This window comes from Antrihabitans spumae (assembly GCF_043944905.1).
In the GTDB taxonomy this organism is placed as follows: Bacteria; Actinomycetota; Actinomycetes; order Mycobacteriales; family Mycobacteriaceae; genus Antrihabitans; species Antrihabitans spumae.
In genome coordinates this window covers 86,348-111,236 of the sequence record NZ_JBIMSN010000002.1, presented here as the reverse complement: position 1 = coordinate 111,236, position 24,889 = coordinate 86,348, and the positions used below count along the sequence as shown (strand labels likewise).

Sequence of the window (24,889 nt, the reverse complement as noted above, 5' to 3'; positions counted from 1 at the left end):
CATAGGTCCACTTAAGCAGATAAGCAGTATGTATGTTCTACTCAGGGGGAAGTGCAGACACCGAAGGTCCGGAGGAGGTCCGGACCTACCCACTACAAATCAGTGTCGCTGACGAGTTCGCGCTCTTGGAGCGCTACCGCGTCAACGAAAACGTCAACGCCTGCTCCAAAGTGATGGCCGCAACCGACATCTGGTGGACCCGGATGCGCACCGAATCCGACCTCGTCGCCGCCGGCGCTAAAGTGGCAGTCGGCAATTCCGTTTTCGCCGAAATCGGTGCCGCCCTGGGCTGCTCGGCCACCACCGCACACACCATGGTCGACGTCGGCATCGAACTCAACTCCCGATTCCCCCGCTTCTACACCGCCTTCGACGACGGCCGACTCGACTACGCCCGCGTCAAAGTCGTCTGCACCACCCTCACAGAAGCCAGCACGACGACGATCGAGAAGATCGAATTCCTCGCCTTGTGCGCGGCGAAAATCCTCAGCCCCGGCCCGCTGCGACGTGAGATCTGGCGACTGTGGATGCAAGCCGACCCGAAAGAAGCGGCCGAAGCTCGAGCGCAGTCGACGAAGACTGATCGCACCGCCTATGTGCGGAAAGGCACTGCGGGGTTGTCGTGGCTCAGTGCCTGCATCACCGACCTCGAAGGTGTCGAAGCCGATCAACTCCTCGACGAAATCGCCGACACCGTCTGCCCCGAAGACTCCCGCAGCCGTAACGTCCGCCGCGCCGACGGACTGATGGCCCTGCTGCACGGTGAGCGGTCGTTGCGGTGTGACTGCCGATCGACTGATTGCCCGACCCGCGACATCGACCTCGCCCCGCGGCGCGGGCATCTCGCCCAGATCGTCATCGACGCGAAAACTCTCCTCGGCCTCAGCGCTGATCCAGCACACCTCGGTGACGGGACACCGATCGATGCGGACCTGGCCCGCATCCTCGCCGCCGACGCGACCTGGCAAGCCATCCTGGTCGAACTACGGTCCGCGGCGATGGCAGCGGCCGGATCCGAAGATGTAGCGGCCGAACCGGATTCGCTCAACGGCGACATCGAACCAACCACCGAGCCAGTCCTGCCAGCGGCAGAACCGGATTCGAGCCGTACTGCCGACGGCGCAATCGGCGACGATCTCGCCGATCCGATCGCCGACGACAACGGATCGGACCTCGACCCCGAAGATGTTGACCCCGAACCGGATTCATCACCCGACGAGGTCGAATACCTGCACTACCTCCGCCGCGGCCGAAAACACCGACCCGGCGCCATAGCCCACCCCACGACGACGGCACCGCCCTGCCTGAAACGGGTCCGCAGCGTCGGAAAAGTCGTCGACGAGATCCTTGCCGCCATCGCCGAGGACGCATCCCTGCGCCGCGGGGTCTATCCCGACGGACACGGCGGACACCTCGAACCTCCACCGGGAGCGTTGATCTACCGACCCCGCGCCGAAGTCGCCGAGTTGGTCCGCGCCGCCTACCCGACATGTGTATTCCCGCACTGCACCGTGCCGTCCCGCAAATGCGAACTCGACCACCGCGTCCCGTTCCGCCACCCCAACCCCGCAGCGGGTGGCTGGACCATCTTCGACAACCTCCAACCGCTGTGCAAACGGCATCACGACATCAAAACATGGCAACTGTGGACCTGCACCGCCCTCGCCGGCGGCGCCATCCTCTGGACCAGCCCCACCCACACCCCCCACATCACGCTGCCGGCCCACCACGCCATCGTCGGCGCACCACAACCCGAGCCGCCGAAACCCGCAACGCAAACTGCAGTCCCCGTGAGCTACGCCGACCCACTCACCGCTTACGAAGCCAACGAACTGCTCTACGAACCCACCTGGTGGGAAACCTTCGCCGACATTGACCACCCTGCAACCCTGTCCGACCACGATCCCTACCTCCGAGACCGCTACCGCGAACACCTCGCCATCGTGAGCAAACGCCTCGACGACGCGGGACCTCCGTTCTGGTTCGCGAAGCCGGAAACCACGACCGAGGAGACCCTTCAAGCGTAAATTAACCGCATGTCACGCGATGTTTTGAAGTCCGTCCGGATTGGTGTTCTTGCACTGTTTGTCGCAGTCGCGATGTCTGCGTGCGGCGGCAGCGACGACAAGGACAGTGGTGCGACAGCCACGGTTGCCGCGGAAACGTCCGCCGCCTCGGCGGGCGAGGAGTCCAGCGGTAGTGTCGCGCCCGACGCGTGCACGTTCTTCTCCAAGGAAGAGCTGCAGACCGCTACCGGGGCAGAGCTCGAAGACGGCGACGAGCAAATGGCTGAAGACGGTGGATCCGCATGCCGATTCAGCGGCGACCCCAACGTCACGATCAACACGTACGTCACCAACGAGGACGATTTCTCGGCCTTCCGTGACGCCGGTGCTTCCTCGGGAACCGTCGAAGGACTTGGCGACGACGCATTCTGGATCGAAGGCGCCGACCTACTCCACGTCCGGGTAGGGGACACAGCGTTCAGTATCAGAATCAACGACGACCTCGGTCAGATCCCTGACGTCCGCAATGTCGTTCTCGAACTGGCGAATTCGGGTGTGCAGAAACTGAGCTAAATCGAGTCGGCGTCGATTGTCGTTGTGATCGTCGTAACCGACGGCGCAGTGGGTACGGACCCGAAGCCGAACCGCACCGGCGGCTCGATCGGTCGCAATTCGCCTAGATCGTCGCCGCGCCACGACGCGGACACCCCGTCGACTCGGTGCTGCGCGCTCGCTCCGTAGTACTCACGTCGACCCCCGCCTGCCGTGCCCCGCGTGCGGACCCCACGTAGGACGACGCGAGCGATCGGATCCGTGATCGCACTGAACCACGGCGCAGTTGCCAACGCTCGGGGGACCAACTGCAGCAGTCGTCCCAGCACAGTCGGCGCACCGACGTCGATACGCGCGCGCAGTTCACCCGCCGACAGTTCGTGTACGCGACCCGACGTCGTCAAGGCAAAAGGAACGATCGCCGTTTCGTCGAACGTGTAGGTGGCCGTGACAAAGTCGCGGACCGTTTCGGATGGGGCAAGCAACAGTCGGTTGCCGTCGGGAAACTCGATCATGACGTCGGCGAAACTGCCCAGCGGCGACCGCTGCCAATTGCCGATCACGATTCGCGTTCCGGATGCAGTTCCGACTCCGTATATCTGTCCTTCGAATCGCCAACGTGTCACCTGCACGAGGCTAGCGCGCTTACAGTGTCAGGCATGCGTCACGTATTCGGGCTGCTGACCGTTGTCGCGATGTTTACGGCCATGACCGGCTGCTCGTCGCAGGACAGCGCGGGTGATGACGTAGCCACCGAAACGTCTGTCGGAGACTTTTCCACGGAGTCGGGCGCTGTATCCAGGGTTGTCGTTGTGCGGCATGCGGAACGCGCGGGCTCCGACGCCGATCCCGACCTGACAACCGACGGCACCGACCGAGCCAATCGGCTGGCCGCGGAACTCGCGCCTGATCCCGGAGTGGCGGTGTACGCGACGCCGTACAAACGAACTCAGCAGACAGCGGCACCTACTGCGAAGGAATGGAAGCTCGACGTCACCACCTACGAACCGGCGAGAGATCCGGCGCCGTTCGTCGCAAAGGTACGCACCGATCATCCGACGGGTGTCGTGCTGATCGTCGGCCACAGCGAGACGGCGTCGTCGATAGTTGCCAGCTTGTGCGGATGCGAGGTGGCGCCGATATCCGAAACGGACTTCGGCAATCTGTACTGGGTCGACCTCGCCGCGGACGGCCGTGTGGTCGACTACCAACATCGAACATCGTACTGAGGCAACATGACTCATGTCTTGATAGCGGGCGCCGGTCTTGCCGGTGTTGCCTGCGCATACGAACTCGCCAAGCACCACGTCGATGTCACACTGATCGACCGCAACGACTATCACCAATTTCAGCCGCTCCTCTATCAAGTTGCGACCTCGCAGCTGCCGGCCCAGGATATCGCGCGCCCGCTGGCCGCGATCTTCGCCAAGCACCCGAATGTGCGTGTGGTCCAGTCGGAAATCACCGACCTCGACTTCGCGACTCGCACTGCCGTCACCGCTGACGGGACCTCGACCTCCGCCGACTACCTGGTGTTGGCGGCTGGAGCGCGCGCGAACTACTTCGGAACCAGTGGCGCGCCGGAACATTCGTTTCCGCTGTATTCCGTCGTCGACGCCGAACGGCTCCGGCTGCACGTGCGGTCCATGCTCGAATCCAGCGGCGGCCCACTGGATGTGGTCGTCGTCGGCGGGGGACCGACCGGCGTCGAGACGGCAGGCGCATTCGCCGAACTGTTTGCCGCACTTCGCACGATGAAGCATCGCGGCGGCGATGCCGACGTCTACCTCGTCAACCACGGCAAGGACTTGCTCGCGCCTTTCAGCGAACGATCGCACAAGTACGCGCACGACAAACTCCTCGCCCACGGCGCGAAGTTGAAACTCGGTGTGGGAGTGAGCCGAATCGAGCCCGACGTCGTTCACCTCAGCGACGGAACCACGTTGGCGACGCGCACCGCTGTCTGGGCAGGCGGTGAATCGGCGTCGGAGGTGGCGAGCGGCTGCGGCGCCGCGCCCGGCCGCGGTGGTCGTATCGACGCGACAGCAGACCTCACTGTCGAAAACTTCCCAGCCGTCTACGCCGTCGGCGACGTCGCGAACATTCCGGATGCCGACGGCAAGACGCTTCCGCAATTGGGCTCGGTTGCACAGCAATCGGGATTGTGGGCGGCACACAACATTCGGCGTGACATCGCGGGTCACGACCGAAAGCCGTTTCATTACAAGGACAAAGGCATCATGGCGATGATCGGCCGCGGTGCCGCGATCGCCGAGGTCGGCGCGCACCGTCATCAGGTGGAAGGTCCGCTCGCATACGCTGCGTGGCTCGGTGTGCATGCGGCGCTGCTCAGCGGCGCGCACAGCAAGATCGACGCATTTATGTCCTGGGCATGGGACTACTTCGATCGTGATCACGCTGCGATCGTCGAGTGCCACGGCGAACCCAAGCGCATCGCCTGGGGCGACGAGGTCAAGCCGACGATCTAGTCCGATTCAGTTGCAGAGCAACCTGTCCGATTCGAACTGCAGTTCCAGCGACCGCCCAAACGCGTGGCCCTTGCAGTCAAGCCAGCGCGAGGAAGAGCTTCTCGAGTTCGGCCTCGGTCATGGGTTGTTTGTTGTCCGCTGTGTCACCTGTCATGCATTCGCGAAGGCCGGTGGCGACGATCTTGAAGCCAGCTCTGTCGAGAGCCTTCGATACGGCTGCGAGCTGGGTGACGACGTCTTTGCAGTCGCGGCCGTTCTCGATCATTCCGATGACACCGGCAAGTTGTCCGTGTGCACGGCGCAGCCGGTTCAGTACCAGTGCGATGCTGTCTTCGTCGCCGACCATGGAGTCTCCTCATTCAAGCGGATGGTAGCGACAATGGTACCCCCGGGGGCATCGGGTTCCGGTCCGTGACTGTCACTTGCTCTCGGTTGTGCGTCCACCGAGAGCGCCGATGGCGGCACGTAGTTTGGCAGTGGCTTCGTTTGCGACCGCTGCCAATTCGGGTTCGCCGGTGACCTCGACCATGATCTGAGGATTCATAGCTTCGACGATTATCGACGTGGAGCCAGGAGTCGATATGTCGGCGCGAACGACGACGTTGCACGGCAACAGCAAGCCGATCTGCGGCATCACCCCGACGGCGCGATGCGCGAGTGTCGGATTGCAGGCGCCGAGGATGAGGTAGCGCTCCATGTCCTCGCCGAGCTTCGCTTTCAAGGTGGCCTGCATGTCGATCTCGGTGAGCACACCGAAACCTTGCTCGGACAAAGCTGCCTTCGTGTCGGCGACTGCTGCATCGAAATCGGTGTTGTCGAGCTGTGTGGACAGAGCGATATTCATTTGGTTTCCGTTTCTGTAGGTCAGTGCGTGAACGTGATCGATGGAAGCACCTTGGTCAGCCAGGCCGGAGACCACCACGCTCCGTGTCCGGTGAGTCGAAGCAACACCGGCAGCAGGATGAGTCGGATCAGCACGGCGTCCAGTAGGGCGGCAACGCCGAGGATGATGCCCATTTCTTTCGGAGGTAGGGCGGTCCACCATTGCAGAACCGAGTCGGCCGAGTGCGCCGGCCGAGGCCGAGGCAGAAGTGCTCGGGGGCCTGCGGCGTGTTGCCGTGACGTTATGCGATCGCATGGCATCCGTCCCACGTTGATTGGCCGCAATCGGAGCAGGTGATCGGGTGACACATTGACGCCTCCACGAGGTCGGTGTTCGGTTGAGCCAGGTTGAACATATACCCAGGGGGGTATCTGTCGCAACGAGTCGGCCTCGCTGGAGGCTTTGGTCCCAAGCCGCCCTGATCCACCATTCGGTCGGAGGAGCAGAGCCGAAGTCAGGCTGCGTGGACTGTTGCATGGCGCAGAGCCAAGAACATAGGCGTATGGTCCGTTTCGGGGGCTCATGCGCGATCGAATGGACTGGAGTCGAAGTTGGACGGCTTCCCGTTGATCGCAATGATCTTGGCGATTGCAGCCGCGGTGGGACTGGTGGCGACCAAGCCACGCAAGTCGATGACCGTGGCGTTCATCGGCGTCGGTGCCCTCATCGGGCCGACCGGTACCGCCGAGCGGACAGCCCCAGCCGAACCCGAACCAACCAGGAGTAGCTAATGGCTCACAATGCGCCCATCATCGTCGGCGTAGACGGTTCGCCGTCCTCGAACGAAGCAGTTCGCTGGGCGGCGCAGGAGGCCACCAGGCAGCACGCACCACTGCTGCTCATCCTGGCCGATGTGATACCACTCGGCTATCTTCCCGGAAATGGGTTCTATCAGACCGAGATCGACAAACAAGCCATTGCGGGACGGGCCACGCTTGCCGAAGCGAAGCTGCTTGCAGAGGGCACTGCCAGCAGCGTCGACGTCCAGACCGAGTTCGTGACTGGTTCAGCGATCCAGACACTTCTCGACAGGTCCAAGGATGCCCGCATGCTCGCTATCGGTAGCCGAGGGCTCGGTGCGTTTCGTTCCAGCCTGCTCGGTTCGGTCAGCACCGCACTCGCGATGCATGCCCATTGCCCGGTTGCAGTGATTCGCGATGCGAGGGTCGGCGCGACCCCCGACGCAGGTTCGGTGGTCGTTGGGATCGACGGCTCTGCCACCAGCGTTCATGCCATCGGAATCGCCTTCGACCAGGCATCCAAGCGCGGTGTGGAACTCGTCGCAGTCCACGCGTGGATGGACACCAGCCAGTTCGCTCTGGAGGGCGTCGGTGGGCAGATTGCAGAAGACACCGAGGCCGCAGTATTTTCCGAAAGTCTCGCGGGCTGGCACGGCCAGTATCCCGATGTCGGGGTTCGCCGAGTTCTGGTGAAAGACAGACCTGTTCGGCAACTCCTCGAGGAATCCGCGACCGCGCAGTTGCTGGTCGTAGGCAGTCACGGGCGTGGTGGTTTTACGGGGATGCTGCTCGGTTCCACCAGTCGGGCTCTGCTGCACACGGCTGAGTGCCCGATCATTGTCGCCCGAATTCCTATGTGAGCGTTCGCAAGATGTCGACGCGCCAAGGCGTACGGCACAGATCGGTGGGAGGGTGAGTTCTTCCGTTTCGAGATCACCGAGCTGGCACCGACGCGGGCGCGTCTACCGACAATCTCGGCGAGTTGATCAGAGGTCGTGACGGGACTTCGGCCGAAAGCGAATCGCGCAGACCCACTGCGTCGGCGTCATCCCAGTCAACCTCTCGGATCGTGAATACGTCCGGCGGCCGATCCATACGAATGTTGATCAACCAAGGCTACTGATACGAATCCCGCCTCGCACGGCTCTCGACCGAACAGCCCTACGGAGCAGCAGGGGGAGCCGCGGGAGGAGCCGTCGGGGTTCCAGTAGGCGGCGCAGGAGGCGTCGGCTGCTCACCGCGCATCGGTCCGCCCGGCCCACCGGGCGCGGGACGTTCCATTCGTTCCATCCACGGCGGTCCGCCTGGTCCTCCAGGTCCGCCGGGTCCGGCACCGTCGCGGAACATCATGTGGTGCCCGCCGTGGCGATGATGGCCGTCGTTGCCGTCGCCGACGACATAGCCGAGCGCGAAGCCGATCCCGCCGATCAGCAGGACAGCGATTGCGGCTGTGACGATCTGGGCTGCAAGCGATGCCCGCCAGCGGGCCGCGACGGATTCACGCGGCGCACTCGGAGTCGCTGGCGGTGCAACGGCTGCGGGCTGCGGATCGGGTTGGGCAACCGGCTGTGCGATGCGCTCCGTCACCGGTTCGTTCGGATCCGGAGTTTGCTTGTCGTCCACCACGTGTCGGGCCTTCCGTTGTTCTCGATTCAGGAGCTGACCCGAGCCAACGTAAGCGGCATAACTGGCATTCCGGTCACGCGAAACTGTCAAGTCGCTGTGAACGCACATAAGGTAGCGATGTGAACGACGAGGCAACAGTGAAGCAGGCTGACAAAAGCGACCGCGAACTCGGCCCGTGGGGTCAGCGGCGCGCCAAGATCGCCGCGAACCCCGCACTCAATCTGACCTACAGAATCGTCGTCGGCGTCGTGGGCGCCGCCGTCCTGGTTCTCGGGATCCTCGCCATCCCGTACCCGGGCCCGGGTTGGCTGATCGTCTTCGCAGGTCTCGGCATACTCGCTTCCGAGTTCGAGTGGGCGCACAAGGCTCTGGAATGGGTCAAGGAGCGCTACGACCGTTTTATGGGCTGGTTCGCGACGCAGTCGGTGTGGGTCAAGGGACTCGGCGTGCTGCTGACCGCTGCCATCGTGGTTGTGACGCTGTGGGTGCTCGGCACCTTTGCGCTGGTCGGAGGCTGGATCGGGCTCGAGTCGAGTTGGCTGGAGAGTCCGCTATAACCGAGACTTCGCAGATAGTGCCTGGCACTGCGCTCGCCGACCCGACCTGGTTGGCAACGCAGTTGTCGGCGCTGGCGCGAACCTGGCGCTGTGAGGATCGCCGGGTCATCGGGACGTTGTGGTGGTACATGGCCAGCTCGACATTGCTGGAGCAGCCGCTGCGCGACCTGGTTCACGGTCGACCACCTGCGGACCCGACCTTGGCGAGCACGACGTGCACGATCAGACCCGACGGCTCGCTCGAGAACGTGACATTCGCGTCGACGGTCGACGGTTCCGCGGCGTTCGCGGCGGCGATCCGCGACACGTTGACGTCCGTGATCGGTGCCCTGACAACCGCGAGCGACGCCCCGACACCGTCGTTGTGGGCCGTTGCCACCGACGCGCTCGGCAACCGCGCGCTGGACGGGAGCCGCGAAAAAGGCCCCGACCTGGCGATTCAACTCGCAACGGCAATCGGAACCGAGCTGCCGACACCACGTTTCGTCCGCATCGGCAACAGCCCGTTCGTGCGTCGGGCATCGTGCTGTCTCATCTACGAAACCGAGCGAGCCGACAAATGCTCGAGCTGCCCGCGTCGAACGCCGACCGATCGCGCAGGGCTGCTGGCTGCTGTCGCGCGTCGTGGCCGATAACATAGGTCCGCCGGAGACGAACTCTTCCGGCAGCACACCACCCAACCTCAGGAGTACATCGCCGTGAGCATGCCAGCCTCGTCATCGCCAGAAACCCTCGTCCGGGTTCCGGCTGGGACGACGGCAGGCGCCGCGGTACGCGAGGCAGGGCTGCCGGGTAAGGGTCCGGACGCGATCGTCGTCGTACGCGACAGCGAAGGCCAACTCAAGGATCTCGGCTGGATCCCGGACACCGATGTCGAGGTCGAAGCCGTCGGTGCGGACACCGCCGACGGACGTAACGTCATCAGGCACTCCGCGGCCCACGTCCTCGCTCAGGCGGTCCAGCAGGAGTTCCCGACCGCCAAGCTCGGCATCGGTCCGCCGATCAAGGACGGCTTCTACTACGACTTCCGCGTCGACAAGCCGTTCACTCCGGAAGACCTCGTCAAGCTCGAAGCCCGGATGAAGAAGATCGTCAAAGGCTCGCAACGCTTTTCGCGTCGAGTCGTCGATAACATCGAGGATGCCCGCACCGAACTCGCGAACGAACCGTTCAAGCTGGAACTGATCGACGACAAGTCGGGCATCGACGACCCCGAGGTCATGGAGGTCGGCGGTAAAGAACTGACGATCTACGACAACCTCGATCCGCGTTCGGGCGAACGGGTCTGGTCCGACCTGTGCCGTGGTCCGCACATCCCGACCACAAAGCACATTCCGGCGTTCAAGCTCACCCGCAGCTCCGCCGCGTATTGGCGCGGTGACCAGAGTCGTGAGGACCTGCAGCGGATCTACGGCACCGCGTGGGAATCGCAGGAGGCGCTCGACCGCCACCTCGAACTGCTGGCCGAGGCCGAGCGTCGCGATCATCGCAAGCTCGGTTCGGAACTGGACCTCTTCAGCTTCCCCGACGAACTCGGCTCCGGGCTGCCTGTCTTCCACCCCAAGGGCGGCATCATCCGCCAGGAGATGGAGGACTACTCGCGTAAGCGACACGTCGAGGCCGACTACGAGTTCGTTTACACACCACACATCACCAAGGGCAAGCTGTTCGAGGTCTCGGGCCACCTCGACTGGTACAAGGACGGCATGTTCCCGTCGATGCACCTCGACGCGGAACACAACGACGACGGCACCGTGCGCAAGCCGGGGCAGGACTACTACGTCAAGCCGATGAACTGCCCGATGCACTGCCTGATCTTCCGTACCCGCGGCCGGTCCTACCGTGAATTGCCGCTGCGGATGTTCGAGTTCGGGTCGGTGTACCGGTACGAGAAGTCGGGCGTCGTCCACGGTCTGACCCGGGTGCGCGGGATGACTCAGGACGACTCGCACATCTACTGCACCAAAGAGCAGATGCGCGACGAACTCGCGAGCATCCTGACCTTCGTTCTCGACCTGCTGAAGGACTACGGACTCGACGACTTCTATCTCGAACTGTCGACCAAGGACCCGAAGAAGTTCGTCGGGTCCGATGAGGTGTGGGAAGAGTCGACCGCAGTTCTCGAAGAGGTTGCGACGGCATCCGGACTCGAGTTGGTCCCCGATCCCGGCGGCGCGGCGTTCTACGGTCCGAAGATCTCCGTGCAGGCGCGCGACGCCCTCGGGCGAACCTGGCAGATGTCGACGATTCAGCTCGACTTCAACACCCCCGAGCGATTCGAGTTGGAGTACACCGGATCCGACGGCAGCAAGCAGCGTCCGGTCATGATTCACCGTGCGCTGTTCGGCTCGATCGAGCGCTTCTTCGGAGTTCTGACCGAGCATTACGCAGGCGCGTTCCCCGCTTGGCTTTCGCCGGTTCAGGTGGTCGGCATCCCGGTCGCCGAACCGTACGTCGAGCATCTGCACGACGTCGCGGATCTGTTGCGTAAGAACGGCATCCGCGTCGAAATCGATTCGAGCGACGACCGGATGCAGAAGAAGATCTTCAACCACACCGCCCAGAAGGTGCCGTTTATGTTGCTCGCGGGCGAACGTGACGTCGCCGCGGGCGCTGTCAGCTTCCGATTCAGGGACGGGACCCAGGTCAACGGCGTTCGCGTCGCCGATGCTGTTGCTGCCGTTGTCGATTGGATCGCCAGGCGCGAAAACGCCTCGCCGACGGCAGCGCTCTTCGAAGCTCATGCGCAGGAGCGGCAGGAATGAGCGAGGGCGAGAGCGTCGGCAACGGCGAGTCCGTCGTCGATCGAGGCGCGGGGCATCCCGACCGATTGCAACGTCTGTGGACGCCGCACCGTATGTCCTACATCGCGGAAGCGACGACGCCGAGCAACGCGTCGAGCGAACCGTTCTCCGACATCCCGAAGATGTCCGACGAAGACGGCCTTGTCGTTGCGCGCGGCGAACTCGTCTACGCCGTCCTCAACCTCTATCCGTACAACCCGGGGCACATGATGGTCGTGCCGTACCGCCGGATTGCCAACCTCGAGGATCTGACGCCGGAGGAAAGCGCCGAGTTGATGGCGTTCACCCAGAAGGCAATTCGTGTGATCAAGAGCGTCTCCAACCCGCCGGGCTTCAACGTGGGGCTCAACCTCGGTGGGGTGGCAGGCGGTTCACTCGCCGAGCATCTGCACCAGCACATCGTTCCGCGCTGGGGCGGTGACGCGAACTTCATCACGATCGTCGGCGGCGTGAAGGTGATGCCGCAGTTGCTGCGCGACACCCGTGCGTTGCTCGCCGACGCATGGGCCGAACAAACATGACTGGAATGGGGAACACCAGGTGCTGAGCTTCTTCGGTCGAGCAGCGGTCTCGAAGGCCACCGCGCCGCTGGGAAGAGCGCTGAACAGTACCGGTCTGACGCCGGACGCTGTGACGGTCATCGGCACGGTTGCGTCGATCGTCGCGGCAGTGACGCTTTTTCCGACAGGACACCTGTTCTGGGGCGCGATGGTCATCTGGCTGTTCGTCATGTTCGACATGCTCGACGGTGCGATGGCCCGCGCCCGCGGTGGTGGCACCAAGTACGGAGCGGTGCTCGACGCCACCTGCGATCGCGTCGCCGACGGTGCCATCTTTGCAGGCCTGACTTGGTGGGCCGTCTACCACGAGAACAGCAAGCATCTGCTGGTCGCGACCCTGATCTGCCTGGTGACCTCGCAGGTGATCTCCTACGCGAAGGCGCGTGCGGAGGCGAGTGGGCTCTCCGCTGACGGTGGCCTCATCGAACGTCCGGACCGCCTTGTCATCGTGCTGGTCGGCGCTGGGTTCACCGGGATCGGTGGCTACCTCGATATCGCATGGCTGCACTGGTCGATTCATGTCGCGATGTGGATCCTTGCGGTCGCGAGCGTCATCACGGTGTTCCAGCGGGTCCTCGAAGTTCGCGGTTCCGAGGGCGCTCGCGTCATCATTCCTGTTCAGGCCAAGCCGTCCGACGAACCCGACGCGGCGGCAGAGCGATGAAATTCAAGGAGCGGGCCGCAGACCTCGGTTATGCAGCTGGGTGGCGTGTCGTCCGAGCCTTGCCCGAACGCGGGGCATCGCGCCTGTTCGACCGCGGCGCCGACTTCGCCGCACACCGCAACGGTGGTCCGGATCAGTTGCGCCGCAACCTTGCTCGCGTGATCGGTACGGCGCCCGAGGATGTGCCCGACGAGCTGATTCAGGCCAGCCTGCGGTCGTACGCGCGGTACTGGCGGGAGGCGTTTCGGCTTCCGTCGATGGATGCGAACCAGCTCGCCGCCGCCGTCGACAGGGTGATCGTCGGCACCGAGCACGTGGACGCGGCGCTCGCAACGGGCAAGGGTGCGATTCTCGCGTTGCCACACAGCGGCAACTGGGATCTTGCCGGTGTGTACGCGGTGCATCGCTGGGGCACCTTCGCGACCGTCGCCGAACGGCTGAAGCCGGAATCGTTGTTCTGGCGCTTCGTCCGCTACCGCGAAAGCCTCGGTTTCGAGATCATTCCGCTCAGCGGCGGGGAGGAACCGCCGTTCGCGGTGCTGTCGGAGCGACTGCGATCGGGCAAGATCGTCTGCCTGCTCGGTGAACGGGATCTCGCGAAACACGGTGTGCCCGTGACGTTCTTCGGCGAACCGACCCGGATGCCAGCGGGTCCGGCGAAGTTGGCGATCGAAACCGGCGCTGCGTTGCTACCGGTGCACTGCTGGTTCACCGACGGCGACTGGGGTTTCTCGGTCGAGGCGCCCGTGGATACGAGCGGCGGCGTCGAGAAGGCAACTCAGCTGCTCGCAGGTCATTTCGAAGCCAACATCGCCGCGCATCCCGCTGACTGGCACATGCTGCAGCCGTTGTGGCTGGCGGACCTCTCCGATTCGCGCCTCGCGCGTATGGGGGAGACGCGGTGAACATCGGAATGGTCTGCCCGTACTCGTTCGACGTTCCCGGCGGCGTCCAGGCGCACGTGGTCGAGTTGGCGGAGGTGTTCATCGAGCGCGGCCATCGGGTCAGCGTGCTCGCGCCGGCCTCCGACGACACGGTGCTGCCGGACTTCGTCGTCTCGGCCGGCCGGGCAGTCGCCATTCCGTACAACGGTTCAGTCGCCAGATTGTCCTTCGGCCCCGTGGCCTACGCGCGAATTCGGCGCTGGATCAACGACAACGACTTCGACGTGCTGCACATTCACGAACCCAATGCTCCGAGTCTGTCGATGCTTGCGCTCAAGATCGCGGAAGGTCCGATCGTCGCGACTTTTCACACGTCGACCACGAAGTCGTTGATGCTGAGTACCTTTCAGGGTGTGCTCAAGCCGTATCACGAGAAGCTAAGCGGTCGGATCGCCGTCTCCGAGCTCGCTCGGCGTTGGCAGGTCGAGGCGCTCGGCTCGGACGCCGTCGAGATCCCGAACGGCGTCGACGTCCCGGCATTCGCAAACGCAGCACCGCTCGACGGCTATCCGCGTGCAGGTGGAACAGTCCTGTTCCTCGGACGCTACGACGAACCACGCAAGGGCATGTCGGTTCTCCTCGAGGCGTTGCCTGCATTGGTCGAGCGCCACCCGGACCTCGAGGTGCTCGTCGTCGGACGCGGTGACGACGAGAAGCTACGCAAAGACGCCGGACCGTACGCGAAGCATCTGCGCCTGCTCGGACAGGTGACGGACGAAGAAAAGGCGTCGGCACTGCGTAGCGCCGACGTCTACTGCGCACCGAACATGGGCGGGGAAAGTTTCGGCATCGTGCTCGTGGAAGCTTTGGCTGCTGGAACGCCGGTCGTCGCAAGCGAATTGGATGCGTTCCGACGTGTGTTACGCGACGGAGCGGCAGGAATGCTCGTGCCGATCGGCGATTCGGCCCGCCTTTCCGATGCGCTCGACATCGTGCTGACCGACTCCGTCCGGCGCGAATCACTGATTGCAGCGGGAACTCGCGCAGTCGCCGACTACGACTGGCCGGTGGTCGCCGAGCAGATCTTGCGGGTCTACGAGACCGTGACCCTCGGTGACAGTCGCGTCAGTGTTGCCGGCTGATGACGTTCTCCGCGCTCACGATCCTGGTTCTGGGTCTGATTGCCGTGGTTTTCATGGCGGTCGGGCTCTGGGCGTACTCCACGGCGAATCGCCTCGACCGGTTGCACGTTCGGTCCGACAAGTCCTGGCAGGCGCTCGATGCTGCCTTGGCACGGCGCTCGGTGGTCGTTCGCGCTGTTGCTCTCGGGTCGATGGCATCGGACCCCGAACGGAGTCAACGGCTGACGATCCTTGCCGACAATGCCGAACGCGCGGATCGCGAGGACCGTGAGGTTGTCGAGAACGCGTTGTCCGGCGCGCTGTCGTCGATCGACATCGAGACGCTGCGCCCGCAACTCGTCGCAGAATTGGCCGACGCCGAGGCCAGGGTGCTCATCGCCCGCCGATTCCACAACGATGCTGTCCGAGACACCCTCGCGATCCGTTCTCGACCGCTGGTGCGGATTCTCCATCTCGGCGGTACCGCACCACTGCCGACGTACTTCGAGATCACCGAACGCGCGAAGCCTTCGGCCGCAACAGGTTTGACTCTCGACTCCAACCGGACCTCGTCGCGCGTCGTGCTGCTCGACGAAACGGGCAAGGTCCTGCTGATGCAGGGTCACGATCCGATGGTTCCCGAGGTGTCGTTCTGGTTCACGATCGGCGGCGGCGTACTCGGGGGAGAGACCTTGCGGGCAGCAGCGGTCCGCGAGATCGCGGAAGAAACGGGCAAGAAGGCCGACCCGGACGAGTTACGCGGACCGATGTGGCGTCGGGTCGCGGTGTTTCCGTTCAACGGCGAACTCATCAGATCCGAAGAGTTGTTCTTCGCGCTGCAGGTGCCGCATTTCGAGCCGAGCCAAAGTGGTTTCACCGAGGTCGAGCGACACGCGATCACCGGCCACCGTTGGTGCGATGCCGAGGAGATCGGCAAGCTCAACGAGGCAGGTGAGACCGTGTATCCGTACGATCTTGCAGACCTACTCGACGAGGCGCGCGCCGTCGTTGCCAAAGGCGTGCAGCCCGAGGTCCGCTCGATCCGCTGACCTGAGTCGGCCGGCGGACTACCTCATCGAGAAGCAACCTTTGAGGGTCTGGAAGTCACCGGCGAATGCGAGGCCACCGCTGCAGGTCGGGCCGTTGACGCCGTCGATCGTGACCTTGCCGTTGGTCCCTGCGATGCCGAGGGCCAAGCCTGGACGGACACCTTCGGCGGTGACCGATGCGCCAGGTCCGATGGCGATAACCGCGGGTGCCGACAGGTTCTGAGCGTCCGACGATGCAGTTCCGCCGCCGTTTGCGATCGCGAGTGCGAGACCCTGAGGACCGGAATTCGCCGTAGCCGTTCCGTCCATCCCGAAGGCGGCCGCTGCGCTGCCGGGAACGCTTGTCGCGGAGCAGGAAGCCTGCTCCGAAGTGGTCGAGGTGACGGTTGCGGAACCGGGGGCGCGACAATCCGCAGTCGGTGCCGCTCCTGCTGCCGGTGCCAGCGCTATGGCTGCGCCGGCTGCTGCGAAAGCGCCGGCCATGACCAGTGACGTACGCCGGGCGTTGTGTTTCGACATTTTTTGGATCTCCTTCGACGAACCGAGACAAAACGATGCACGAACGATTCATATCTACCCTGTTTCCGCCGGTCGAAACGCTAATCGGACAAAACAGCCCGTTTCGTGACGTTTGCCGAAACCTGGCATGCTGTCGGCGGTGTGGGCAGTCCTTGCGGTAGCGGGCGCCGTCGTCATCGCAACCGGTTGGTTGCCGGGCTCGGCGGCCGAGGAGATCGCGATCGACCGCGGTGGCCCGGTCCTCGCTTTTCTCGTTGCGGCGACGGTATTGGCCGAACTCGCCGACCGTGCCGGAGTGTTCGACGTTGCCGCGGCTGCGTGTGCGCGAGCGGCGCGCGGCAGCATCTTTCGACTGTTTCTTCTCGTGGCAGTGCTTGCCGTGGCGACGACCGTTGTGATGGGTATCGACACGACCGCCGTGTTGCTGACCCCGGTAGTCCTGGCTCTGACGTTGCGACTCGGTGTGCGGCCATGGCCGTTCGCGTTGCTCGTGCTGTGGCTCGCGAACACCTCCAGCCTGTTGCTTCCCGTGTCGAACTTGACCAATTTGCTTGCCCAACAACGAGAGATGCTGCATGCGCTGGAGTTCGCGCGCCGCATGGCACTGCCCCAGCTAGCCGCGGTGGTCATCACCGTCGCCTTTCTCGCAGCGTTGTACCGACGTGACCTCGTCGGTGGGTACGACATCCCGGACCGCACCGACCCTCCCGATCGCTGGACCTACCGACTCTGCGCGATCAGCTGTGCCGCGCTGGCCCCCGCAGTGCTTGTCGGCATCGCGCCCGCAGTCGCGGCATCGGTCTGTGCGCTGGCGACCGTCGTCGTATTCGCCGTGCGAGATCGTGCCGGGCTCGAGTGGTCGCTGATTCCATGGCGACTCGTCGTCCTCACCGAAGGACTGTTTCTCGTCGTCGGCGCACTCTCGCGCCACGGCTTGACCGATCTTCTTGCCCGGCTGGCGGGTGATTCGCCGTGGCTCGCCTCGATCGTCGGCGCCGGCGCTGCGAATCTCGTCAACAATCTGCCCGCCTACCTGGCCATAGAGCAGGCGATCGCGCCGGGGGAGACGACGCAGCTGTTCGCGGCTCTCGTCGGGACCAACACCGGCCCGCTGATCACGGTGTGGGCGTCGCTTGCGACGCTGCTCTGGCGTGAACGGTGCCTGGCCCGCGGCGTCGAGGTGCCGATCGGGAAGCTCGCGTTGGTCGGGATCTGCGGCGCGCCCCTGGTGGTCCTCGGAGCTACCGCGGCACTGCTGATCACGGTGTGACCCCCTGGTGTGACGCGGGCGACAAGGCCAGTGGCACCGGACTGGATATGAAGTTGGCTTCGGCGCCCGACTAGGCTTGTGGCCGCACTATCACCTACCTAGACATCTACCCAGGAGTTCGCCGTGAGCACCCCCGATAGCACCCAGACGACCGGCACAGCCCGCGTGAAGCGCGGCATGGCCGAGATGCTCAAGGGCGGGGTCATCATGGACGTCGTCACCGCCGACCAGGCGAAGATCGCCGAAGATGCCGGCGCGGTCGCCGTGATGGCACTCGAGCGGGTACCCGCAGACATCCGCGCTCAGGGCGGCGTTTCGCGGATGAGCGATCCCGACATGATCGACGGCATCATCGAGGCCGTCTCGATCCCCGTGATGGCGAAGGCACGCATCGGACACTTCGTCGAGGCGCAAATTCTGCAGAGCCTCGGCGTCGACTATGTCGACGAGTCCGAGGTCCTTACTCCCGCCGACTACGCCAACCACATCGACAAGTGGAACTTCACCGTCCCGTTCGTCTGTGGCGCGACCAACCTCGGCGAGGCATTGCGCCGGATCACCGAGGGCGCGGCCATGATTCGCTCCAAGGGTGAAGCGGGCACCGGTGACGTATCCAATGCGACCACACACATGCGCAAGATTCGCGACGAGATCCGCCGCCTGACGTCGCTGCCCGAAGACGAGCTGTACGTCGCCGCGAAGGAGTTGCAGGCACCGTACGACCTCGTCAAGGAGATCGCGCAGGCAGGCAAGCTCCCGGTCGTGCTGTTCACCGCAGGCGGCATCGCAACTCCCGCCGACGCTGCGATGATGATGCAGCTCGGCGCCGAAGGCGTCTTCGTCGGATCCGGCATCTTCAAGTCCGGCAACCCGGCCGAGCGCGCGTCGGCGATCGTCAAGGCCACGACGTTCTACGACGACCCCGACGTGCTGGCCAAGGTGTCGCGTGGCCTCGGCGAAGCGATGGTCGGCATCAACGTCGAAGAACTGCCCGTCGATCACAGGCTCGCTCAGCGCGGTTGGTAGTTGCCCCGCTCCGCAATCGCAGGTCGGTCGCGGTGGTCCCAGCGCACATCGATGTCCGGGATCTCCGCGACGAGGCGGTCGCGGGCGAGCAGGGCATCGACGGTCCACAGGTGGTCGGGCGCCGTCGCTCTGCGTAGTGCGCCTTCGCCGAGCTGAAGCCGGACGGTCAGATCGAAGGCGAGCCCACGCCCGAGCAGCATCGGACCCGCGACGATCACCACTGTGTTGTCCGTCGCAGTTTCGACGGTTGCCCGCGCCGACCGATCCGCCTTCTCGTCCCACAGCGCCGGGAGCCAGCGGCCCTGCGTGCGGAGCGAATCGACGACCTCTCTCGCGAGTGCCTCGTAGTCGAACCATAGTGTGCGGTAAGACATCTCGTCGTTGCGGCCGAACTCCAGTCGGATCGATGCGGGACGCACGTAGTCGTGCACCGAGACGACGGCCGCGGGTCGGCCCCGATCACGCAACGCCCGAGACACGATGTGCGCGAACGGCACTGGATCGGCGGCATCCGCACCGATGACCGCGACGACGATACGGTTTGCGGGCGGCCAGGATTCGATCCGTGAGCAGACCTGTCAACCCGGCAGCGGTGATCGGTACGTACGTCGGCACCGTTCAATCTTGCCCGGTACTGCAATTGCTAGCCTGAGCCCGACGACCGAAGGGGATTGCGCATGGCGACGATCGAGCAAGCGCTACAGATCGAGAAGCTCGAAAAAGACATCTTCCGAGGTGCGTCGACCGAGACGACACTGATGCGCACGTTCGGCGGGCAGGTCGCAGGTCAGGCGCTGGTCGCGGCGGTCCGAACGGTCGACCCGGAATTTCAGGTCCACTCCCTGCACGGCTACTTTCTGCGACCGGGCAACCCAGCGAAGGCGACGGTATACCTCGTCGACCGCATTCGAGACGGGCGCTCGTTCTGCACGCGTCGCGTGACCGGTGTGCAGGACGGCAAGGCGATCTTCACCATGTCGGCGTCTTTCCACGTGTTCGAGGAAGGCATCGCGCATCAGGACGAGATGCCTGACGTCCCGGGTCCCGAGGAGATTGCCGATTCCGCGGAAACGCTGAGTCCGGATCGGCAGTGGGTGCTGCGTGAATGGTCCAACTACGACATTCGAGTGCTGCCCGACGACATGGTCGTCAAGCGACCCGGCGCTGCGTCGCAGCAGCAGGTGTGGTTCCGCTACCGGGAGAAACTGCCCGACGAGCCCGTCTTCCACGTCTGCACACTCGCCTACATGAGCGACATGACGCTGCTCGGGTCCGCGAAGGTGATTCACCCCGACGAGATCACGATGAACGCATCGCTCGACCATGCGCTGTGGTTCCTGCGGCCGTTCCGCGCCGACGAGTGGTTGCTCTACGACCAGTCGTCACCCTCGGCCGGGTTCGGTCGGGCGCTGACGCAGGGCCGGATCTTCGACGCTGCCGGCAATATGGTTGCCGCGGTCGTGCAGGAGGGCCTGACTCGAACGCTGCGAGAAGACTGAGCGCCGAACCTATGACTGCACGACCCGTGACCTCTCGATCTGTTACTGCTCGACCCAAGATCGGCGTTCTTGCTTTGCAAGGTGATGTCCGCGAACACTTCTCGGCGTTGGACGCCTGCGGGGCCGACGCTGTGGGCGTTCGCCGAGTCAGCGAGTTGCGCAGCATCGACGGTCTGGTGATTCCAGGCGGCGAGTCGACGACGATCAGCCGTCTGCTTACTGTTTTCGAGGTTCTGGAGCCACTTCGCGAGCTGCTCGGCGACGGTCTGCCCGCCTTCGGCTCGTGCGCAGGCATGATCATGCTTGCCTCGGAAGTGCTCGATACCCGGCCGGACGCCCAGCACCTCGACGCTATCGATATGACGGTGCGACGCAACGCATTCGGTCGTCAAGTCGACTCGTTCGAGACCGATCTCGATTTCGCAGGCATCGACGGCGAGAAGATGCGCGCGGTGTTCATTCGAGCGCCGTGGGTCGAGCGTGCCGGCGATGGTGTCGATGTGCTGGCCACGGTGCCGAACGGTCCAGCTGCGGGACGCATCGTCGCTGTCAGGCAGGGCGCGGTGGTGGCAACGTCGTTCCATCCGGAAGTGACCGGCGATCTACGCGTCCACGACCTGTTCGTCGATATCGTGCGAAAAGCGCGTTAACGCGGCGAGTAAAGTGAAATAGCTGTCAGCCGGTCACGCGGATACCGGGCACTCGACTCGAAGGAACTAGCGCATGAGCGGCCACTCCAAATGGGCGACCACCAAGCACAAGAAGGCCGTGATCGACGCCCGGCGTGGCAAGTCCTTCGCAAAGCTGATCAAGAACATCGAGGTCGCTGCCCGCACCGGAGGCGGTGACCCGTCGGGCAACCCGACGTTGTACGACGCGATTCAGAAGGCCAAGAAGACGTCGGTCCCCAACGACAACATCGAACGCGCGCGCAAGCGCGGTGCCGGTGAGGAAGCGGGCGGCGCCGACTGGCAGACGATCATGTACGAGGGCTACGGACCCAACGGTGTCGCTCTGCTCGTCGAATGTCTGACAGACAACCGCAACCGTGCCGCAGGCGAGGTCCGCACCGCCATGACCCGAAACGGCGGCAACCTTGCCGACCCGGGTTCCGTCGCCTACCTGTTCTCCCGCAAAGGTCTCGTCACGCTCGACAAGAACGGACTCACCGAGGACGACATCTTGACGGCCGTACTCGAGGCCGGCGCAGAGGATGTGTCCGACCTTGGTGAGAGCTTCGAAATCGTCAGCGAGCCAACCGATCTCGTTGCCGTACGGTCGGCATTGCAAGAGGCGAGCATCGACTACGACTCCGCTGAAGCAAGCTTTCAGCCGTCGGTGAGTGTTGCAGTCGATGCCGACGGCGCGCGCAAGGTGTTCAAACTGATCGACGCACTCGAAGACCTCGACGACGTGCAGAACGTCTACTCCAACGTCGACGTCTCCGACGAGGTCCTCGCCGAACTGGAGGACTGAGGCTGTCGCTAGCGGACGAACTTGGCGCCGGCGAGTGCGGCGAACTCGTTGTTCTGGAGACCGCTGATATCGACCCGAATCCGACTCTTGCCATCGACCGGGATGCTGACAGGGATCTCGTCGGTGTACTTGAATTCGGCAGGCCCGTAAACGGCGTTGCCGCCGACGTAGACCGTCAGCGACGCTACGCCGTCTATGTCGTCGTCGATCGAGGTCTCGTCGGTCATGCCGAGAGTGAAGTCGAGCGATTTTTAGCCGAGCGGGATGTTGAATTCGGCGGTGTAGCTCTCCGGCGAGTAGTAGTCGCCTTCCCATACCCAGCTGAACTGGTAGGACTTGCCGTTGATCTTGATGTCGTCGGAGGTCGGTTCGCCCTTGACGAACTGTTCCTCCGGGATATTGCCGACGTAGAGCGGATTCGTCGCCCACGTTTCCGTCGGACCGGCCGCGGCTGTGCCGTTGGTTACCGATGCGCTCGTCGCTGACGTTCGCGTCGCGGAACTTGTAGGCTGCGTCGTCGACGTCGCGGGCGTAGTGGTCTTTGCCGCCGTGGTGGTCTGCGCTGTCGTTGTCGTGGTGGCCGCATCTGTCGAGTCCTGGCCCGAACATCCCGAAAGCGTGAGTGCGGCAAGAACGAACCCTGCTGCTAGTCGGTTGGGGACGGTGTCAGCGCGCATCGGCTACCTCTCGATAAGGGGGGTACTCATATCTATCAGCGCGCCGTGTAACCGCATGTCAGCAAATCGAATGAACTTCGGTCGATATGGTTCAGACGACCGGTTGTGTCGCAACCGCAGATTGTCGGCTTCGACCGCTAGGCTCTCGAACAGCTGTTCGTAGTGGCGAGAGGAGTTCGGGTGCGGGTGATGGGTGTCGACCCTGGGCTCACTCGGTGTGGCCTGAGCTTGATCGAGAGCGGTCGCGGGCGCGAAGTCACCGCGCTGGATATCGACGTTGTTCGTACTCCTGCGGATATGGAATTGTCGCGCCGGCTGCTGCTGATCGCCAATGCCGCCGAGTACTGGATGGACACACACAAACCGACTGCCGTTGCGATCGAGCGGGTGTTCTCGCAACAGAACGTACGGACCGCGATGGGAACCGCTCAGGCGGGTGGCGTCATCGCGTTGGCCGCCGCGCGCAGAGACATTCCGGTCACCTTTCACACACCGAGCCAAGTCAAGTCGGCGGTCACAGGCAATGGTGCCGCGGACAAGAACCAGGTCACCGCGATGGTCACCCGCATCCTCGGCTTGCAGACGAAACCGACACCCGCGGATGCGGCCGATGCGCTCGCGCTCGCGATCTGCCATTGCTGGCGGGCGCCGATGATGGAGCGGATGGCGCAGGCCGAAGCCGCTGCTGCGGAACAGAAGAAACGCTACGAGGCGCGGTTGGCGCAGGTTCGTAAGGAGGCGAAGGCCAGATGATTGCATCCGTCCGCGGTGAGGTTCTCGAAATCGCTCTCGATCACGTCGTCATCGAGGCGGCGGGTGTCGGGTATCGCCTCAATGCGACACCCGCAACCCTCGCCACTCTGCAACGAGGGTCGGAGGCGCGTCTTGTCACCGCGATGATCGTCCGCGAAGATTCGATGACTCTTTTCGGTTTCTCCGACACCGAATCGCGCGACCTCTTCGGTCTGTTGCAGACGGTCTCCGGTGTCGGACCCAGGCTTGCGATGGCGGTGCTCGCAGTCCTGGAACCCGAAGCGCTGCGCAAGGCGCTCGCCGAAGGCAATCACACAGCCCTGATGCGCGTGCCCGGTATCGGTAAGCGTGGCGCAGAGCGTCTCGTCGTCGAACTGCGGGACAAGGTCGAAGCAGTCCCTGTGCACGCAGGTCCGGCCGGTTCGCAGCCGGTTGCCGGATCTGGACCCGTTCGCGATCAGATCGTCGAGGCGTTGACCGGCCTCGGCTTTCCCGCCAAACAGGCCGAACAGGCAACCGATTCGGTGCTCGCAGCGGAGCCGGAGGCGACGACATCGGTCGCGCTACGGTCGGCACTCGGGTTGCTCGGTAGGAACCGATGACCGTGGATTCGGACGAATCTCAAGTCACCGCAAGTTATTTGACGTCCGACGGCGACGTCGAAGCAAGCCTGCGGCCGAAAAGCCTCGACGACTTCATCGGTCAGCCGCGGGTCCGGGAACAGCTGCAACTCGTCCTGAGTGGCGCGAAGATGCGCGGCGGCACACCCGATCACATTCTCCTGTCGGGTCCGCCCGGGCTCGGCAAGACGAGCATGGCGATGATCATCGCTGCCGAACTGAACTCATCCCTGCGGCTGACCTCCGGTCCTGCACTGGAACGCGCGGGTGATCTCGCCGCCATGCTCAGCAACCTCGTCGAAGGCGACGTGCTGTTCATCGACGAGATACATCGGATCGCGCGTCCTGCCGAAGAGATGCTCTACCTCGCGATGGAAGACTTCCGCGTCGACGTGATCGTCGGCAAAGGGCCTGGTGCGACCTCTATTCCGCTCGAGGTCGCACCGTTCACCCTTGTCGGTGCGACAACGCGGTCCGGAGCATTGACCGGACCCCTACGCGACCGCTTCGGTTTCACCGCCCACATGGACTTCTACGAACCTGCCGAGCTGCAGCGAATCCTGGCGCGGTCCGCGCGGATACTGGGCGTCGAGCTGGGGGAGGACGCCGCTGCGGAAATCGCCGGGCGGTCCCGTGGCACACCACGTATCGCGAACCGGTTGCTGCGACGAGTGCGCGACTATGCCGAAGTGCGGGCTGACGGCATCATCACCCGCGACATCGCACGAGCCGCGCTTGCGGTCTACGACGTCGACAGGCTCGGACTCGACCGCCTCGACCGGTCGGTGCTCAGCGCACTCGTGCGCAGTTTCGGCGGTGGACCGGTCGGTGTCTCGACACTTGCCGTCGCCGTCGGTGAGGAACCCGCCACCGTCGAAGAGGTCTGCGAGCCGTTTCTGGTGCGTGCAGGCATGATCGCGCGCACCCCACGTGGCCGCGTCGCCACCGCCGCCGCATGGGAACAACTCGGCCTCGTCCCGCCTCCGGACCTCGCCGTCGGCGGTATCGAAGTACGAGCAAGCGAACCCCAATTGGAGCTGTTCGAAGACCGCTAGCTCGGGTCGTGCCGGCCGTATCGTGCGCAGTAGGCGGCTCGAACCGCCAGCGTTCCCGG

At 64.1% G+C, this 24,889-nt stretch carries 31 protein-coding genes; 21 read left to right on the top strand and 10 right to left on the bottom strand.

The annotated features are described in order from the left end of the window. The first annotated feature begins 32 nt into the window (after positions 1–32). On the top strand, positions 33–2,027 hold the full coding sequence (locus ACHIRB_RS00620) for an HNH endonuclease signature motif containing protein (RefSeq protein ID WP_395127585.1): 1,995 nt from the start codon (positions 33–35) through the stop codon (positions 2,025–2,027). Positions 2,028–2,036: 9 nt separating this feature from the next. Next, positions 2,037–2,579 (top strand): DUF1190 domain-containing protein, encoded by a 543-nt coding sequence (locus ACHIRB_RS00615; RefSeq protein ID WP_395124498.1) that lies wholly within the window; start codon positions 2,037–2,039, stop codon positions 2,577–2,579. On the opposite strand, the gene ACHIRB_RS00610 is transcribed toward ACHIRB_RS00615, so the two are convergent. Next, entirely contained in the window at positions 2,576–3,184 is a 609-nt protein-coding gene (locus ACHIRB_RS00610; RefSeq protein ID WP_395124497.1) for a hypothetical protein, read from the bottom strand. The two genes, ACHIRB_RS00615 and ACHIRB_RS00610, sit on opposite strands and share 4 nt — an antisense overlap. Positions 3,185–3,217: 33 nt before the next feature. Here ACHIRB_RS00610 and ACHIRB_RS00605 point away from each other — a divergent pair, with 33 nt between their 5' ends. After that, the gene (locus tag ACHIRB_RS00605; RefSeq protein WP_395124496.1) at positions 3,218–3,787 is read left to right on the top strand and encodes a phosphoglycerate mutase family protein; all 570 of its coding nucleotides are present in this window, start codon (positions 3,218–3,220) and stop codon (positions 3,785–3,787) included. A gap of 6 nt (positions 3,788–3,793) precedes the next feature. Next, on the top strand, positions 3,794–5,047 hold the full coding sequence (locus ACHIRB_RS00600) for an NAD(P)/FAD-dependent oxidoreductase (RefSeq protein WP_395124495.1): 1,254 nt from the start codon (positions 3,794–3,796) through the stop codon (positions 5,045–5,047). 76 nt (positions 5,048–5,123) lie between these two features. Here the strand turns inward: ACHIRB_RS00600 and ACHIRB_RS00595 are convergent, their stop codons facing one another. From ACHIRB_RS00595 to ACHIRB_RS00580, 4 genes are all read right to left on the bottom strand, one after another. Then, positions 5,124–5,393, bottom strand: a complete 270-nt coding sequence (locus ACHIRB_RS00595) for a metal-sensitive transcriptional regulator (protein ID WP_395115716.1) — start codon at positions 5,391–5,393, stop codon at positions 5,124–5,126. Positions 5,394–5,465: 72 nt separating this feature from the next. Further along, entirely contained in the window at positions 5,466–5,891 is a 426-nt protein-coding gene (locus tag ACHIRB_RS00590) for a DUF302 domain-containing protein (RefSeq protein WP_395124494.1), read from the bottom strand. 20 nt (positions 5,892–5,911) lie between these two features. Then, the gene (locus ACHIRB_RS00585; protein WP_395124505.1) at positions 5,912–6,190 is read right to left on the bottom strand and encodes a hypothetical protein; all 279 of its coding nucleotides are present in this window, start codon (positions 6,188–6,190) and stop codon (positions 5,912–5,914) included. A 260-nt stretch (positions 6,191–6,450) separates the two neighbouring features. Further along, the gene (locus ACHIRB_RS00580) at positions 6,451–6,597 is read right to left on the bottom strand and encodes a hypothetical protein (protein ID WP_395124493.1); all 147 of its coding nucleotides are present in this window, start codon (positions 6,595–6,597) and stop codon (positions 6,451–6,453) included. Positions 6,598–6,660: 63 nt separating this feature from the next. Here ACHIRB_RS00580 and ACHIRB_RS00575 point away from each other — a divergent pair, with 63 nt between their 5' ends. Continuing rightward, the gene (locus ACHIRB_RS00575) at positions 6,661–7,530 is read left to right on the top strand and encodes a universal stress protein (protein ID WP_395124492.1); all 870 of its coding nucleotides are present in this window, start codon (positions 6,661–6,663) and stop codon (positions 7,528–7,530) included. Positions 7,531–7,831: 301 nt separating this feature from the next. On the opposite strand, the gene ACHIRB_RS00570 is transcribed toward ACHIRB_RS00575, so the two are convergent. Continuing rightward, a complete protein-coding gene (locus tag ACHIRB_RS00570) occupies positions 7,832–8,296 on the bottom strand; it encodes a hypothetical protein (RefSeq protein WP_395124491.1) in 465 nt (154 codons plus the stop codon). Between the two features lie 137 nt (positions 8,297–8,433). On the opposite strand from ACHIRB_RS00570, the gene ACHIRB_RS00565 reads away from it, so the two are divergent. The 8 genes from ACHIRB_RS00565 to ACHIRB_RS00530 all read left to right on the top strand — a co-directional run bounded on the left by ACHIRB_RS00565 (position 8,434) and on the right by ACHIRB_RS00530 (position 15,935). After that, positions 8,434–8,853: a TIGR02611 family protein gene (locus ACHIRB_RS00565; RefSeq protein ID WP_395115855.1), complete on the top strand. Its 420-nt coding sequence runs from the start codon at positions 8,434–8,436 to the stop codon at positions 8,851–8,853. A 17-nt stretch (positions 8,854–8,870) separates the two neighbouring features. Next, on the top strand, positions 8,871–9,488 hold the full coding sequence (locus ACHIRB_RS00560) for a (2Fe-2S)-binding protein (RefSeq protein ID WP_395124490.1): 618 nt from the start codon (positions 8,871–8,873) through the stop codon (positions 9,486–9,488). A gap of 69 nt (positions 9,489–9,557) precedes the next feature. After that, entirely contained in the window at positions 9,558–11,618 is a 2,061-nt protein-coding gene (gene thrS, locus ACHIRB_RS00555) for a threonine--tRNA ligase (RefSeq protein WP_395124504.1), read from the top strand. Next, positions 11,615–12,178, top strand: a complete 564-nt coding sequence (locus tag ACHIRB_RS00550) for an ATP adenylyltransferase (protein WP_395124489.1) — start codon at positions 11,615–11,617, stop codon at positions 12,176–12,178. The genes thrS and ACHIRB_RS00550 overlap by 4 nt, the downstream gene beginning before the upstream one ends. Before the next feature lie 19 nt (positions 12,179–12,197). Further along, positions 12,198–12,881 carry a phosphatidylinositol phosphate synthase gene (pgsA, locus tag ACHIRB_RS00545; RefSeq protein WP_395127584.1) on the top strand — a complete coding sequence of 228 codons (684 nt, stop codon included), beginning with the start codon at positions 12,198–12,200 and terminating at the stop codon, positions 12,879–12,881. Further along, positions 12,878–13,786: a phosphatidylinositol mannoside acyltransferase gene (locus tag ACHIRB_RS00540; protein WP_395124487.1), complete on the top strand. Its 909-nt coding sequence runs from the start codon at positions 12,878–12,880 to the stop codon at positions 13,784–13,786. The genes pgsA and ACHIRB_RS00540 overlap by 4 nt, the downstream gene beginning before the upstream one ends. After that, positions 13,783–14,907: a glycosyltransferase family 4 protein gene (locus tag ACHIRB_RS00535; protein WP_395124486.1), complete on the top strand. Its 1,125-nt coding sequence runs from the start codon at positions 13,783–13,785 to the stop codon at positions 14,905–14,907. The genes ACHIRB_RS00540 and ACHIRB_RS00535 overlap by 4 nt, the downstream gene beginning before the upstream one ends. Further along, a complete protein-coding gene (locus ACHIRB_RS00530) occupies positions 14,907–15,935 on the top strand; it encodes an NUDIX hydrolase (RefSeq protein WP_395124484.1) in 1,029 nt (342 codons plus the stop codon). Before ACHIRB_RS00535 ends, ACHIRB_RS00530 begins: the two co-directional genes overlap by 1 nt. Positions 15,936–15,953: 18 nt before the next feature. On the opposite strand, the gene ACHIRB_RS00525 is transcribed toward ACHIRB_RS00530, so the two are convergent. Beyond that, positions 15,954–16,454 carry a DUF6764 family protein gene (locus tag ACHIRB_RS00525; RefSeq protein ID WP_199700974.1) on the bottom strand — a complete coding sequence of 167 codons (501 nt, stop codon included), beginning with the start codon at positions 16,452–16,454 and terminating at the stop codon, positions 15,954–15,956. A gap of 127 nt (positions 16,455–16,581) precedes the next feature. Between ACHIRB_RS00525 and ACHIRB_RS00520 the strand changes: the two genes are divergently transcribed. Beyond that, a complete protein-coding gene (locus tag ACHIRB_RS00520) occupies positions 16,582–17,724 on the top strand; it encodes an SLC13 family permease (RefSeq protein ID WP_395124483.1) in 1,143 nt (380 codons plus the stop codon). A gap of 123 nt (positions 17,725–17,847) precedes the next feature. Next, positions 17,848–18,750, top strand: coding sequence for a pyridoxal 5'-phosphate synthase lyase subunit PdxS (gene pdxS, locus ACHIRB_RS00515; RefSeq protein WP_199700977.1), 903 nt, complete (start codon positions 17,848–17,850; stop codon positions 18,748–18,750). On the opposite strand, the gene ACHIRB_RS00510 is transcribed toward pdxS, so the two are convergent. Next, positions 18,735–19,247 carry a nucleoside/nucleotide kinase family protein gene (locus tag ACHIRB_RS00510; RefSeq protein ID WP_395124482.1) on the bottom strand — a complete coding sequence of 171 codons (513 nt, stop codon included), beginning with the start codon at positions 19,245–19,247 and terminating at the stop codon, positions 18,735–18,737. The genes pdxS and ACHIRB_RS00510 overlap by 16 nt on opposite strands. Before the next feature lie 180 nt (positions 19,248–19,427). Between ACHIRB_RS00510 and ACHIRB_RS00505 the strand changes: the two genes are divergently transcribed. From ACHIRB_RS00505 to ACHIRB_RS00495, 3 genes are all read left to right on the top strand, one after another. Further along, complete coding sequence (locus ACHIRB_RS00505) at positions 19,428–20,249, top strand: acyl-CoA thioesterase (RefSeq protein ID WP_395124481.1); 822 nt, start codon at positions 19,428–19,430, stop codon at positions 20,247–20,249. Positions 20,250–20,275: 26 nt separating this feature from the next. Then, positions 20,276–20,899: a pyridoxal 5'-phosphate synthase glutaminase subunit PdxT gene (gene pdxT, locus ACHIRB_RS00500; RefSeq protein ID WP_395124480.1), complete on the top strand. Its 624-nt coding sequence runs from the start codon at positions 20,276–20,278 to the stop codon at positions 20,897–20,899. 73 nt (positions 20,900–20,972) lie between these two features. Next, positions 20,973–21,725 (top strand): YebC/PmpR family DNA-binding transcriptional regulator, encoded by a 753-nt coding sequence (locus tag ACHIRB_RS00495; protein ID WP_395115700.1) that lies wholly within the window; start codon positions 20,973–20,975, stop codon positions 21,723–21,725. An 8-nt stretch (positions 21,726–21,733) separates the two neighbouring features. Here ACHIRB_RS00495 and ACHIRB_RS00490 read toward each other — a convergent pair whose 3' ends face one another. Together ACHIRB_RS00490 and ACHIRB_RS00485 are read right to left on the bottom strand one after the other, a co-directional pair. After that, positions 21,734–21,952 (bottom strand): hypothetical protein, encoded by a 219-nt coding sequence (locus ACHIRB_RS00490; protein WP_395124479.1) that lies wholly within the window; start codon positions 21,950–21,952, stop codon positions 21,734–21,736. A gap of 24 nt (positions 21,953–21,976) precedes the next feature. Continuing rightward, the gene (locus tag ACHIRB_RS00485) at positions 21,977–22,402 is read right to left on the bottom strand and encodes a hypothetical protein (RefSeq protein ID WP_395124478.1); all 426 of its coding nucleotides are present in this window, start codon (positions 22,400–22,402) and stop codon (positions 21,977–21,979) included. 180 nt (positions 22,403–22,582) lie between these two features. Here ACHIRB_RS00485 and ruvC point away from each other — a divergent pair, with 180 nt between their 5' ends. Genes ruvC through ruvB form a run of 3 tightly spaced genes read left to right on the top strand, consistent with a single transcriptional unit; the run spans position 22,583 to position 24,830 of the window. Further along, positions 22,583–23,155, top strand: a complete 573-nt coding sequence (gene ruvC / locus ACHIRB_RS00480; protein WP_199700984.1) for a crossover junction endodeoxyribonuclease RuvC — start codon at positions 22,583–22,585, stop codon at positions 23,153–23,155. Beyond that, on the top strand, positions 23,152–23,757 hold the full coding sequence (ruvA, locus tag ACHIRB_RS00475; protein WP_395124477.1) for a Holliday junction branch migration protein RuvA: 606 nt from the start codon (positions 23,152–23,154) through the stop codon (positions 23,755–23,757). Before ruvC ends, ruvA begins: the two co-directional genes overlap by 4 nt. Beyond that, positions 23,754–24,830, top strand: coding sequence for a Holliday junction branch migration DNA helicase RuvB (gene ruvB, locus ACHIRB_RS00470; protein ID WP_395115697.1), 1,077 nt, complete (start codon positions 23,754–23,756; stop codon positions 24,828–24,830). Before ruvA ends, ruvB begins: the two co-directional genes overlap by 4 nt. Positions 24,831–24,889 lie beyond the last annotated feature (59 nt).

Excerpts from the sequence above, each read along its gene's own strand:
- ACHIRB_RS00620 (WP_395127585.1), top strand. The coding sequence starts at position 33 with ATGTTCTACTCAGGGGGAAGTGCAGACACCGAAGGTCCGGAGGAGGTC.
- ACHIRB_RS00615 (WP_395124498.1), top strand. The coding sequence starts at position 2,037 with ATGTCACGCGATGTTTTGAAGTCCGTCCGGATTGGTGTTCTTGCACTG.
- ACHIRB_RS00605 (WP_395124496.1), top strand. The coding sequence starts at position 3,218 with ATGCGTCACGTATTCGGGCTGCTGACCGTTGTCGCGATGTTTACGGCC.
- ACHIRB_RS00600 (WP_395124495.1), top strand. The coding sequence starts at position 3,794 with ATGACTCATGTCTTGATAGCGGGCGCCGGTCTTGCCGGTGTTGCCTGC.
- ACHIRB_RS00595 (WP_395115716.1), bottom strand. The coding sequence starts at position 5,393 with ATGGTCGGCGACGAAGACAGCATCGCACTGGTACTGAACCGGCTGCGC.
- ACHIRB_RS00590 (WP_395124494.1), bottom strand. The coding sequence starts at position 5,891 with ATGAATATCGCTCTGTCCACACAGCTCGACAACACCGATTTCGATGCA.
- ACHIRB_RS00585 (WP_395124505.1), bottom strand. The coding sequence starts at position 6,190 with ATGCCATGCGATCGCATAACGTCACGGCAACACGCCGCAGGCCCCCGA.
- ACHIRB_RS00580 (WP_395124493.1), bottom strand. The coding sequence starts at position 6,597 with ATGAGGGCACCGACGCCGATGAACGCCACGGTCATCGACTTGCGTGGC.
- ACHIRB_RS00575 (WP_395124492.1), top strand. The coding sequence starts at position 6,661 with ATGGCTCACAATGCGCCCATCATCGTCGGCGTAGACGGTTCGCCGTCC.
- thrS (WP_395124504.1), top strand. The coding sequence starts at position 9,558 with ATGCCAGCCTCGTCATCGCCAGAAACCCTCGTCCGGGTTCCGGCTGGG.
- ACHIRB_RS00550 (WP_395124489.1), top strand. The coding sequence starts at position 11,615 with ATGAGCGAGGGCGAGAGCGTCGGCAACGGCGAGTCCGTCGTCGATCGA.
- ACHIRB_RS00540 (WP_395124487.1), top strand. The coding sequence starts at position 12,878 with ATGAAATTCAAGGAGCGGGCCGCAGACCTCGGTTATGCAGCTGGGTGG.
- ACHIRB_RS00530 (WP_395124484.1), top strand. The coding sequence starts at position 14,907 with ATGACGTTCTCCGCGCTCACGATCCTGGTTCTGGGTCTGATTGCCGTG.
- ACHIRB_RS00525 (WP_199700974.1), bottom strand. The coding sequence starts at position 16,454 with ATGTCGAAACACAACGCCCGGCGTACGTCACTGGTCATGGCCGGCGCT.
- ACHIRB_RS00520 (WP_395124483.1), top strand. The coding sequence starts at position 16,582 with ATGCTGTCGGCGGTGTGGGCAGTCCTTGCGGTAGCGGGCGCCGTCGTC.
- ACHIRB_RS00505 (WP_395124481.1), top strand. The coding sequence starts at position 19,428 with ATGGCGACGATCGAGCAAGCGCTACAGATCGAGAAGCTCGAAAAAGAC.
- ACHIRB_RS00495 (WP_395115700.1), top strand. The coding sequence starts at position 20,973 with ATGAGCGGCCACTCCAAATGGGCGACCACCAAGCACAAGAAGGCCGTG.
- ACHIRB_RS00490 (WP_395124479.1), bottom strand. The coding sequence starts at position 21,952 with ATGACCGACGAGACCTCGATCGACGACGACATAGACGGCGTAGCGTCG.
- ACHIRB_RS00485 (WP_395124478.1), bottom strand. The coding sequence starts at position 22,402 with ATGCGCGCTGACACCGTCCCCAACCGACTAGCAGCAGGGTTCGTTCTT.
- ruvA (WP_395124477.1), top strand. The coding sequence starts at position 23,152 with ATGATTGCATCCGTCCGCGGTGAGGTTCTCGAAATCGCTCTCGATCAC.
- ruvB (WP_395115697.1), top strand. The coding sequence starts at position 23,754 with ATGACCGTGGATTCGGACGAATCTCAAGTCACCGCAAGTTATTTGACG.